This is a genomic window from Shewanella sp. FDAARGOS_354 (genome assembly GCF_002209245.2).
Lineage (GTDB): Bacteria > Pseudomonadota > Gammaproteobacteria > Enterobacterales > Shewanellaceae > Shewanella > Shewanella xiamenensis.
The window spans coordinates 2581232-2593705 of record NZ_CP022089.2 but is presented as its reverse complement, the minus strand read 5'-3'; the positions used below and the strand labels follow the sequence as shown (position 1 = coordinate 2593705).

8 protein-coding genes are annotated in these 12474 nt (G+C 45.7%); 6 read left to right on the top strand and 2 right to left on the bottom strand.

The features are described 5' to 3' along the window. Positions 1–69 precede the first annotated feature (69 nt). Entirely contained in the window at positions 70–1332 is a 1263-nt protein-coding gene (gene srmB / locus CEQ32_RS11720) for an ATP-dependent RNA helicase SrmB (protein WP_037414703.1), read from the bottom strand. A 386-nt stretch (positions 1333–1718) separates the two neighbouring features. Between srmB and CEQ32_RS11715 the strand changes: the two genes are divergently transcribed. Both CEQ32_RS11715 and CEQ32_RS11710 read left to right on the top strand, forming a co-directional pair. Continuing rightward, on the top strand, positions 1719–5060 hold the full coding sequence (locus CEQ32_RS11715; RefSeq protein WP_088586071.1) for an MHYT domain-containing protein: 3342 nt from the start codon (positions 1719–1721) through the stop codon (positions 5058–5060). Between the two features lie 2 nt (positions 5061–5062). After that, a complete protein-coding gene (locus tag CEQ32_RS11710; RefSeq protein ID WP_088586070.1) occupies positions 5063–6058 on the top strand; it encodes a two-component system response regulator in 996 nt (331 codons plus the stop codon). 32 nt (positions 6059–6090) lie between these two features. Here the strand turns inward: CEQ32_RS11710 and CEQ32_RS11705 are convergent, their stop codons facing one another. Continuing rightward, positions 6091–6801 (bottom strand): tRNA1(Val) (adenine(37)-N6)-methyltransferase, encoded by a 711-nt coding sequence (locus tag CEQ32_RS11705; protein WP_088586069.1) that lies wholly within the window; start codon positions 6799–6801, stop codon positions 6091–6093. Positions 6802–7370: 569 nt separating this feature from the next. Between CEQ32_RS11705 and brnQ the strand changes: the two genes are divergently transcribed. From brnQ to recJ, 4 genes are all read left to right on the top strand, one after another. Then, positions 7371–8786 (top strand): branched-chain amino acid transport system II carrier protein, encoded by a 1416-nt coding sequence (gene brnQ, locus CEQ32_RS11700; RefSeq protein ID WP_069453432.1) that lies wholly within the window; start codon positions 7371–7373, stop codon positions 8784–8786. Between the two features lie 81 nt (positions 8787–8867). Further along, positions 8868–9770, top strand: coding sequence for a site-specific tyrosine recombinase XerD (gene xerD / locus CEQ32_RS11695; protein ID WP_037430831.1), 903 nt, complete (start codon positions 8868–8870; stop codon positions 9768–9770). A 151-nt stretch (positions 9771–9921) separates the two neighbouring features. Then, complete coding sequence (gene dsbC, locus CEQ32_RS11690; protein WP_037414691.1) at positions 9922–10647, top strand: bifunctional protein-disulfide isomerase/oxidoreductase DsbC; 726 nt, start codon at positions 9922–9924, stop codon at positions 10645–10647. A 92-nt stretch (positions 10648–10739) separates the two neighbouring features. Further along, complete coding sequence (gene recJ, locus CEQ32_RS11685) at positions 10740–12464, top strand: single-stranded-DNA-specific exonuclease RecJ (RefSeq protein ID WP_088586067.1); 1725 nt, start codon at positions 10740–10742, stop codon at positions 12462–12464. Positions 12465–12474: the final 10 nt, after the last annotated feature.

The following is a 12474-nucleotide window of genomic DNA, read 5'->3' as shown; positions in this document are numbered from 1 at the left end:
ATAAAAAAAGCCGCAATTTTGCGGCTTTTAGGCGGAAGTAAATATCAGCTTATTCCAAGATTAGAAAACCTAGGACTGTTTTTTGCGGGCAATTTTGCTAGCTTTTTTTGCCGCTTCTTTTTTGCTGGTTTTTTTCGCCGCTTCTTTGGCTTTTACTTTTGCCTTTTTCTTGGATGGAACTCGCGCCTCTTTGTGCTTAGGACGTAATTCCTCAATGATTCGGCGTTTAAGGGGTTGCTCAATATAACGCTCAATCTTACCAACGATGCGCATATCATGGGCTTCAGCCAGAGAAATTGCCGTACCTTTGGCACCCGCGCGGCCAGTACGACCAATACGGTGGATGTAGGTATCGGCTGAACGTGGCATATCGAAGTTAATCACGTGGGTGATATCATCAATATCGATACCGCGGGCAGCCACATCGGTCGCCAGCAATACATTCACTTCGCCCTTAGTAAAACGACTTAAAGCTTGGAAACGTTTCTTCTGTTCCATATCTCCGCGCATAAAAGCACAAGGGATGCCGGCTTGGAGTAACTGACCTTCGAGGCTAGAGACTACATCGCGAGTCTTCACGAATACGATGGCGCGTTTTACTTCTTCCTGTTTTAACAAGTGGCAAAGCAGGGCAAATTTATGGTCTTTATCATCGGCGAGATGGATCCATTGGTGGATCTTGGCTTTCTCTTTGCGCGGTGCATCAACATCGATTTCGATAGGATCATTAAGCACTTCGCGGGCAAAGCGGATAACACCACTGCCTTCAAGGGTGGCTGAAAACAGCATATTCTGCTTGCGGCCTTGGGCTTCGAGTGCGATGGCTTTAACCACGGCAGAGAATCCCATATCGAGCATACGGTCAGCTTCATCGATGATCAGTATGTCGACGGATTCTGCACTGAATTTACCTTTATCTAAATATTCCATCAGGCGACCCGGTGTCGCGACCAGAATATCGATATTGCCCTTTAGCGCTTCTTCTTGAGGTGCATAGGGCACTCCACCCGTGATAATGGCAATATTTAGCCCTTGGTCTGTGGCTAAATGGCAGGCATAGCGGTGAATTTGACTCGCCAATTCACGGGTTGGGGTAAGAATTAATACACGCGCTTGACCCGAGTAACGACGCGGGAAGTCGATTAGATGTTGTAGCGCGGGTAATAAGAAACTGGCGGTTTTACCTGTACCCGTCGGGGCGCGCGCCAAAATATCCCGTTGCTCTAAAGCATGCGGCAACGTTTCTTGTTGGATTGTGGTGGGCGTATTGTGCCCCATGGCTTTAAGTGACTCTAATAAGCTAGGGTCAAGCTGGAAATCTTCAAATTGCATGCGCAGCGTCTCGACGAATAATAGCCCAGCATTATAAAGCTTATGCCTGTTAACTTAAATAACTTAATCCCAATGGCTTCGCTTTTCGGTGACGGAGTTGATAGAAAGGCCTCTTTTACTCTGAACCCCACAGATAAATTCGCAGTGATAATGTGATTTGTCGCATTTTGAGGCAGACAATTGGTAAAACTTGTATAAGATAAAAGTGATTTTTGTAACAAATGTCTGGCGTTTATTCAGAGTGTTGGATGGATTGTATCCGCGTGGTTTGGCGTTTAAGCAATAAATCGATGCCATTTATAGACCATACTCATCATTTTATGGCCCCTAAGCGTTAGCCCTACTTGAATTGGCAAAACATTTCGGCGTGATTCTATTTATCTAATATGGGCTTGAATATTATGATTTTTAATTGGTTATCATCTTTTTTTACTTCATCTCAAGATAGCCTGTTACTCAATGTTTATTACGACCCTTTATTGGTCACTATTTCTATTTTTATTGCTATTTTTTCTGCCTTTATGGCGTTTCAAGTTGCGACACAAGCTGCACGAACCCAATCTAAATCGCGACAGCAAATTATGTTATTCACTGGGAGTCTTGTCCTCGGAGGGGGCGTGTGGTCAATGCATTTTATTGGCATGCTGGCCTTTAATTTATGCACTCCAGTTTCTTATCAGTTTGGTCTTACTGCCTTATCGGTGTTACCCAGTATTGCAGCCTCGTGGGTAGCGCTTAGCCTACTATCTCAACCACGTATTCGGTTTCCCCAAGTATTGATTGGCGGTGTTTTAGTAGGTGTCGGTATTGGGGTAATGCATTATGTGGGGATGGCTGCCATGGATATGGCGCCATTATTGCGTTACGACCCTCTAATATTTGCTCTGTCGATTATCGTTGCGGTGATTTTAGCCATTATTGCACTTTGGGTTCGTACCGGACTGAATCAGTTTATCTCATCCAGCATGAGCACTATTACGAGTAATTTTATTGCCAGTATCGTGATGGGATTGGCGATTGCAGGTATGCATTACACGGGTATGGCGGCGGCGCGTTTTGTTAAACCCGCTGGACTAGAGCTTAGCGAACAAACGTCTGAAATTTCGTTTTATCTTGCGCTCGGGGTATCGATTATTACCGTCATCATTATCTGCTTAGTGCTGATTGTGAATGTGATCTTTAAATATAAAGATCTATCTTTACTCGCTAAATCAAACGAAGATCGAATGCTGGCTATGATGGATACCGCAGTGGATGGCATTATCACCATCGATGGTCAAGGTATTATCGTTAGCGTAAACCAAGCGGTGACGCGTATCTTGGGGTGGCCCTCGACAGAGTTACTTGGTAGCAATGTCAAAAAAATTGTGCCCGCCTCCATTCGCCCCCAGCATGATAGTTATATCGCTCAATATGTTAAAACCCGTGAGGCACAGATTATTGGTACGGGACGAGAGGTACTGGCGCAGCATAAAAATGGCCATTTAGTGCCCGTCCGCCTCGGTATTGGGCATATGATGCAAGGCAAATCCCATTACTTTGTCGGTTTTATTTCCGATCTCAGCCAGCGAAATGAGATGGAGCAAGAGCTGAAAAATAATGAGGCCAAGCTGAGATCGTTGATCAGTAATATCCCCGGGGTGGCCTATCGCTGTATGAATACTCAAGGTTGGCCCATGGTTTACATCAGCGATGCGGTATTAAATATCACGGGATACCCGGCTTCAGATTTTGAGCTTCCTAACGCTAAACGTTTATTCTCTTCGCTTTATTATCCCGATGATGTCGATACTATTTACGCACAAGCACAGCCACCAACCTTTTCGATGGAATACCGTATTATCCGTGCCGATGGTGAGGTGCGTTGGCTGTTTGAGCATGGAAATTATATTTTTGATGAGCAAAATCCAGACGGGTGGATTGATGGTTTTATCATGGATATTACTGAACGTAAGGTAATGGAGCAGGATCTGGTGGCCGCGAAGAATACTGCTGAACAAGCTGCCGCCGCTCGCTCAGCCTTCTTGGCCAATATGAGCCATGAGATCCGTACCCCAATGAATGCCATCATAGGTTTTAGCGATATTTTGTTAGAATCATCCTTGGATTATGAGCAACAAAAGCAATTATCAACCATTAATCGTTCGGCCAAATCATTATTGCATTTACTCAATGATGTTTTAGACAGTGCCAAACTCGACAAAGGCAAGCTGGAACTTGAAACCCGCGTTTTCTCTTTAACGGCTGAAATTGATACTGTTATCTCAACCTTGTGGTTGCAGGCCCAAAAGCAGCATTTATTACTGGAAGTGGATATCGCGCCAACGATGGGAACCCACTTTATGGGGTCGCCTGAGCGGATACGCCAAGTGTTGCTCAACTTAATAGGTAATGCTGTTAAATTCACCGCAGAAGGAAAAGTGACCGTAAGAGTTTTCTCTCCGTTAGACAATCAAGTGACATTTGAAGTTATCGATACTGGGATTGGCATGTCGCCAGAGCAGCTTGAGCGAGTGTTTGATGCCTTTTCCCAGGCGTATGCCTCTATGAGCCGTAAATACGGTGGTACTGGCTTAGGTACTACTATCAGCAAACAATTAGTAGAGTTAATGGGCGGGCATATTGAGGTTGAAAGCCGCTTAGGTTTGGGCAGTACCTTCAGATTTACAATTCCTCTCATTCAAAGTGTTGAAGACTTAACTCTACCGAGTTATGACAAGGTGTCACTGCCTCCATTAACAATACTGGTAGTTGATGATATTCAACAAAATATTGATCTGCTTTCAGTATATTTAACTCGACATGGACATCGAGTGATTACTGCCCGTGATGGTGAGCAGGCTCTATTACGAATGCAAAGGCATGATATTGATATCACCTTAATTGACTTACAGATGCCAGTAATGGATGGCTTAACCGCAGCAAGGCGTAGACGCCAACAGGAGCTTGAATCTGGGTTAACCTACATGCCAATGATTGCGTTAACAGCGAGTGTGCTTGAACAGGATAAACTCGAGACACAACAAGTAGGAATGGATGGTTTTGCTAATAAACCCATTGATTTTTATTTATTAAATGTCGAAATCGCCCGCGTATTAAACCTTGAACTGTCCACACAGTCATTCAATAAAAATGAGCCCGATCTCAATGCCATCATCGATGAGCAAAGAGGGATACAACTCTGGGGAAGTAAAGCAAAGTTTATCCAAGAATTAGAAAAGTTTATCGCTCAATGGCCCGAAAAGTCTCGGCAGCTTGAGCAGGCAATTAACCAATCGGATCGGGATGCGATTGTCCAACAAAGTCATGGATTAAAAGGCATTTCTGGCAATTTAGGCTTATTCCGTTGCATGGCCTTGTTTGCGGCATTAGAGCAAATGGCTGACTCAGAGCCACAGGTTTTAGTGGCTAGACAGCAGTTATTCAATGAACTTGAATCAACCATAGTGCAGATCACTCGTTATGTGCAGCAACTCGCTCACTATAAAGACGTGCAGATATCTACTCCTCAGACTGATCCAAACCAAGCTTTACCGCATATTGATGCTTTAATTGCGGCAGTACAACACCACTCCTTTGAAGAAGCTGATTTAACCGCCATTGAAAATCTATCGGTCCATCAACCCATGGTAAACACCATTGTTGATGCCCTCGATAATTTTGATTTTGATATTGCCCATACTGAATTAGTTAAGTTGCGGCTTGTCATTAGCTCAAATAAGGAATAGCTATGCAGATTGCGACTGACGATAAGAAGACCTTATTACTGGTAGACGATCAGCCAGTTAATTTGCGGGTTTTGAAACAAATATTGCATCAAGACTATCGTTTGATTTTTGCTAAAAGTGGTGAAGAAGCATTGCATCTTGCCAAGGTTGAGCTGCCGGCTTTAATTTTACTCGACATCATGATGCCTGATATGACGGGTTTAGAAGTATGCCAAGCGCTTAAAAGCATGCCTGAAACCCTGCCGATTCCAGTGATCTTTGTGACTGCGCTTAACGACGAGCATGATGAGGCGGCAGGTTTTGACGTAGGTGGCGTTGATTACATAGTCAAACCTGTGTCACCAACCATAGTTAAGGCTCGCGTTAAAACCCATCTCTCCCTTGTGCAGGCAGATGAATTACGTCGAACACGTCTGCAAGTTATTCAACGCTTAGGTCGCGCCGCCGAATATAAGGACAACGAAACCGGCACCCATGTAATGCGCATGAGCCACTATGCTCAAATCTTGGCGTTGGCCTATGGTCTTAGTGAGGCACAGGCGGATGACTTATTACATGCAGCACCTATGCATGATATTGGTAAGATTGGTATTCCCGATAGCATTATGCTTAAGCCTGCTAAACTCACCAAAGACGAGTTTGCTATTATGAAAACTCACCCCCATATCGGTGCTGAAATTATCGGTGAAGCCGATTCTGAGTTGTTACGGTTAGCAAAATCAGTGGCACTAACCCATCACGAAAAATGGGATGGTACGGGTTATCCAAATGGCCTAAAGGGAAAAGACATCCCGCTTGAGGGGCGCATCGTTGCCCTCGCGGATGTGTTTGATGCGCTCACTAGCAAACGTCCTTACAAAGAAGCTTGGTCGATTGCAGAAACGATGGCGTATCTTCATGAACAGAGTGGCTCCCATTTTGACCCTGAATTAGTGCAGTTATTTACCGAAAATTTAGATAAAGTGATTGAAATTAAAAATAAATGGATAGATAAGTAGCCATTGGTTTATCAGGCGCCTAACTAGCATGCCTATAGTTTAAGATAGAAATCCTTTGTCAGTTCGACCATTTGATTCGTGTAACTTCCCTCTAATCCACGGATGGTGAATACGGTGTGCAGGCACTGGCTCCCCTGTGTTTTAGTCAATAACAGCAAAACGCGATTGGCGGCTTTATTCTCCACACTTTTAACCTGTACCTCTTGCCTGAGATAAAGTGCGAACTGATTTAGGCAGACTTTAAAGCGTATAAGACTTTGAATCGGCAATATAAGACTTGCAGAACCCTCAGGTGATAAGCATTGGGAGATTGCTTTTAGCAATGGCTCAAATCCTAAGGTATCGGTATGGCGCGCCATCGCTCTATGCTGGTCGTTCGCCTTGGGGCCATGTTCGAAATAAGGCGGGTTGCAGATGATATGATCAAAATATCCGTAATACTGAGTTTGCTGGCAAAAGTCTTGAATATCGCTATGGATAATACTGAGCCTGTCCGCCCAAGGACTTTGCACCATATTGAATTGGCATGCGGCGGCGGCTTTTTCCTCAAGCTCCACCGCGGTGATCTGCCCAAGGCTTCGCCGCGCTGCCATTAAACTCAATAATCCACTTCCGGCCCCTATATCTAGAATGTGTTTTGCCTGAGCAAGCGGTGCCCATGCGCCTAATATCACGCCGTCGGTGCTAACGGGCATGCCACAATTAAGATCATCAATGTGGAATTGTTTAAAGGTAAAAGCCATGAAAACTCATTTATCCGATGAATAAGGGAATTCGATTTAAGATCGTGGCTATTTTAAAGGGCGAGTTGTGCTTTCGCTAAGATTTTTATGGTTATGAGTCGGGCGCATTGATGTTTAAAGATTCGTCCTGAAACGCCAACATACCCTAATCGCTCTATTCTTCCAATGAGATCGCGTTTGTGTATTTTTGTGCTGTTTTGAGTCTAAGTTCACTTAATTGGCGGTTTAATTTATTACCTTGGTAACTCATTGTTAGCAGTTAATTAGCATTGGAACGCTTTTTTCGATAAAAACTATCTTACCTGTTGTATTGATTTTTGAATTCTGATATTAGTTTCGCCCCCATTTTTAATCAATTTTATGATTAACGGATAGGTGAACGGGTTTTTAGGTGAATAAATCGGCAATGAAGCCAATTTTTAGTTCATTTTTGTTTATAAACTCAGCAGATATCGCACATATTTACCACGGAATTGTGTAAACATAGATTTGCACTCCGGATGGGCTTTGTTTTAGCTATGGCTAATCGACACATAATCACTTAAGTTTATTAAAAACAATAAGACAAGATGGGGCTTTCCGTGCAAGACAATCAGATGAGTATTGGGGATACATTAGGCTTAGGTTTTATGACCTTCGCGTTTTTTTTGGGGGCGGGTAACTTAATTTTTCCTCCCTTTGCGGGGATGTTAGCTGGGGAGAACATGCTCCTTGCAATGCTAGGGTTTCTCATCACTGCCGTAGGTTTACCTTTGGTCGGGCTCATTGCTGTTGCTAAGGCTCAAGGTAAGGTTATGGCGATGTTGCCTGTGTTTGCGGCAACGGCATTAGCCATTGCGATTTATATCATCATCGGGCCTGCATTTGCAGCGCCGCGTACCGGTCTAGTGGCCTATGAAATCGGTGCTAAGCCCTTTATTGATAACACCACAGCAACCATTATGCTTGGCAGTTTATCGCTTAATCTGTCGCAACTAATTTATACCTTGTGCTTCTTTACTGTGACTATGCTGCTGGCATTGTTCCCCGGGAAATTACTCGACAGCGTCGGTAAAGTATTAACCCCTATCCTATTGTTATTACTAGTAGGTTTAGCCTTGTCTGTGGTGTTTTTACCCGCTTCTGATGTTGGCGCGGCCGTAGGTGATTACAAGAACCATCCACTGACTAAAGGTATCCTTGAAGGCTATAACACCATGGATACTCTGGCATCTTTGATGTTCGGTATGTTGATTATCGATCTGCTGCGTAAAAAGGGCATCGAGCAGCCTAGCGCCCAGACTAAGTACCTTATTCGCGCCGCCTTTATTGCCGCAGCCGGTCTTGCCTTTGTTTATGTGTCATTGTTCTTTTTAGGTGCCACGGCGGGTGATATTGCCGCAGGTGCTAAAAATGGCGGTGAAATTTTAACTAACTATGTGACCCGTGAGTTTGGCAATTTAGGCACTGTGTTGTTATCGGCAGTGGTAACGCTAGCCTGTTTAACTACGGCGGTGGGATTAGTGAGTGCATGCTCTGAGTTTTTCAATGAGCTAATGCCAAAGCTGTCTTATCGTTTTCTGGTGATTATATTAAGCGCTATCTGTGCTGTGATTGCGAACGTTGGGCTGTCACAACTGATTAATATCAGTATTCCGGTATTAATGACGGTTTACCCTGTGGCTATTGCACTGGTCGCGGTAACCTTTTTAACTGAATATTTCCCTCGTCCGCAGTTTGCTCACCGTGCGACCCTGTCTGTGGCACTCCTGTTTGGCATCTTTGACGGTATGAAGGTTGCCGCAAAAAGCCTCACGGGTGAAGACGGTAAAGGCGTGACTGAAGCGGCGCAAAGCTTTATCGATCTGGTCAGTGGTATGTCTCCCACCCTGTCTCTCCTACCGCTGTATGAAGAGGGAATGGCGTGGTTATTGCCAACCTTAGTTGTCATTGTGCTGTGTTTAATGATTCGCGGTGGCGGTGCAAAAGCAGTCACTGCCGCCTAAATAAAGGCGACTGCCAGTCGCGGAGAAATTAAGTTAATATCAACGGCGTATCTACCATACGCCGTTTTTTATGGAGTTTTCGTGGCTAAAACCTATCAGTGTGATCCGCTTATTGATGCATTTCTTGATGATCTTTGGTCTAGTAAGGGCTTAAGTGATAATACCTTGAGTGCCTATCGCACCGATTTACGCCATTTTGATCGCTATCTGCAAAGCCAAGGATTGGGTTTGTGCGATGTGGGTCAAGCTGACGTTCGTGCTTACTTAGCTTATCGGGTCGAGCAACAATTTGCCCGCACTAGTAGTGCACGTTTGCTGAGTAGTTTACGGCGTTTTTACACCTATTTATTGCAGACCAAACAGATTGCAGGCGATCCCATGGCACTGATTGAATCGCCTAAGTTAAGTCGGCATTTACCTGATTCTCTAAGCGAGTCACAGGTTGATAGGTTACTGGCTGAGCCCAATGTGGACGACCCCGTTGAATGCCGTGATAAAGCTATGCTTGAGTTGTTATATGCCACCGGACTGCGGGTGAGCGAGCTGGTGGGATTAACCATGGAGCAGATGAGCCTTCGCCAAGGCTTAGTGCGGATTGTGGGGAAGGGCGGTAAAGAGCGTTTAGTGCCAATGGGTGAGGTAGCAATAACCGCCGTAGAACATTATTTAACTTCGGCGCGGCATGAACTCTTAGGCTATGTTCAATCTGACGTGGTGTTCCCTTCAAAGCGCTCGCAGATGATGACGCGGCAAACCTTTTGGCATCGTATTAAGCTCTACGCGAGCCGAGCTGGAATTGAAACTGAACTTTCACCCCATACATTGCGTCATGCCTTCGCCACCCATTTACTCAACCATGGCGCCGATCTTAGGGTTGTACAATTACTTTTAGGCCACAGTGACTTATCGACAACTCAAATCTATACCCATGTCGCCCGAGCGAGATTACAAGAGTTACATCAGCAGCATCATCCACGGGGATAGGCTTTGTGGATCACAAAACCGTGAATGGTTGAATTTAGTTACAGTATAAATTTGCATTCTATTTGGCTTGTCTGTAACTTTTTGCCCCCATACAGGGTCTATTAACCTGACCCATATGTCGCAGTAGCGATTTACTTAATAGGAAGTCCCCATGAAGTTGACCCGAGCATTATCTTTAGTTTTCGCGCTTGTTGTTGCGCCTCTGGCCAGCGCCGCAACGGCGACCACTCCAGACACTGCTGCGATTAAGCAAAAACTCAGTGAAATGTTAGATGTTGAAGTGATTTCAATGCAGGATTCGCCCATCGAAGGTTTATATCAAGCGATGACTAATCGCGGCGTGCTCTATATCAGCCGTGATGGTTCAAAAATGTTCCACGGTAATTTATACGATCTTGATAAAGGGATGAAAAACCTGACAGAAGCGGCACTTGCAGGCCCACGTTTGGCGATGATGAAACCGCTTGAAGATCATATGTTGGTGTATAAAGCGAAAGATGAAAAACACGTTGTAACTGTGTTTACCGATGTGAGCTGTGGTTATTGCCGCAAGTTACATAGCCAAATGGCCGAGTATAACAAGTTGGGTATTACCGTACGTTACTTAGCCTTCCCACGTGCGGGTGTGCCATCTGCCAATGCCGATGAAATGCAGGCCATTTGGTGTGCTAAGGATCCATTAAAAGCCATGACAGAAGCCAAGGCGGGTAAAAAAGTCTCTGCCGCGACCTGTGATGCTAAAATCGCCGAACAATATGAATTAGGTACCAGCTTTGGTGTTAACGGCACGCCTGCTATCGTGTTAGAAGATGGCAATATGATCCCAGGATATCAACCACCTGCGGATTTATTACGTACTTTAGAAGCGCGCCAATAGTCGCAATTCGGCTAAACTTATCCCATTAAAGGTGAGCCTAAAGCTCACCTTTTTGTTATCTTAGCCCCATGATTGTTTAAGAGTTTGTTCCCTTGATCCATAAAATAATCCGTCGTCCAACTGTTGATGATAGCCATTTACCCGCTCACCTTCCGCCGTTGTTAAGACAGCTCTATGCTCGCCGTGGAGTCATGTCCGCCGAGTGTGAACTGGTACTTAAAGGCTTGTTAAGGCCCGATACGATGAAGGGCTTAGATAACGCCGCCAAGTTGATTGCCGATGCGATGCAGCTTGATAAGTCGATTCTGATCGTTGGCGATTTTGATGCCGATGGCGCCACCTCGACAAGTGTGTGTATCCTCGCGCTACGAATGATGGGCGCGAGTAAAGTCGATTATCTGATCCCCAATCGCTTTGACTACGGTTATGGCCTGAGTCCTGAGATTGTCGCCGTGGCGGCAACCAAACAGGCAGAATTACTTATTACTGTTGATAACGGTATTTCCTCCATTGAAGGCGTTGCTGCCGCCAAGGCCTTTGGCATGCAGGTGGTGATCACCGACCATCACTTACCCGGCCATGAGTTACCTGCGGCCGATGCCATAGTGAATCCCAATCAGCCTGGTTGTCAGTTTGCCAGTAAATCCATTGCTGGCGTTGGGGTCGCCTTTTATCTGATGACGGCGCTTAGGGCAGAGCTGCGCACTCGTGATTGGTATCAAGCTCGCGGTATTGCCGAGCCTAACCTTGGCACTCTGCTGGATATTGTTGCCCTTGGCACTGTGGCCGATGTGGTATCGCTCGATGCCAACAATCGTATTCTGGTCGAGGCGGGATTGCAGCGGGTACGCAGTGGCCGTTGCCGCGTGGGCATTACTGCCTTACTCGAAGTGGCCAAACGTAATCCTGCTCGGATTGTTGCCTCTGATTTTGGTTTTGCCGTGGGGCCAAGGCTCAATGCCGCCGGCAGGCTGGATGAAATGGCGCTCGGGGTCGAAACCCTGCTGTGCGAAGACATCATGTATGCAAGGCGGATGGCGGCAGAGCTTGATAGCCTCAACCAAGAGCGACGCGAGCTTGAGGTGGGGATGCAGCAAGAGGCGCTGAAAAGTCTTGAATATCTAAAGCTTAATGAAGAACAGCTCCCATGGGGTATCGCCCTTTTTCAAGAGGATTGGCACCAAGGGGTTATTGGTATTCTGGCCTCGCGAATTAAAGATAAATACCACAGACCCGTTATCGCCTTTGCCGACGCGGGTAATGGTGAAATTAAAGGTTCGGCGCGCTCCATCAAAGGTTTGCATATGCGTGACTTGCTGGAGCTAGTTAACTCACGCCATCCGGGGCTGATTTGTAAATTTGGCGGCCACGCGATGGCGGCAGGTTTAACCTTAAAGTCCGGTGGCTTTGCAACTTTTGCCAAAGCCTACGATGATGCAGTGCGTGAACTGTTAAAGCCTGAGCAGCTGACGGGCGAGCTTTGGTCTGATGGCGAGTTAACCCCAACCGAGTTAACGCTTGAAATTGCCCAGTTGCTTCGTAATGCGGGGCCTTGGGGCCAGTCCTTCGAGGAGCCATTATTCGATGGTTATTTTAAGATTATCCAGCAGCGGATCGTGGGGGAGCGCCACCTTAAATTAGTGCTTGAAACCCCATGTAGTACCCTGATGTTAGATGCGATTGCCTTTAATGTGGATTTACACACTTGGCCCGATGCGACGATTCAACATGCGCGTATCGTCTATAAGCTCGATGTGAACGAATATCGCGGTAATTTCACCCTGCAGTTGATGGTCGAGCAAATTGAGCCGATGTGATCCGCGCTGA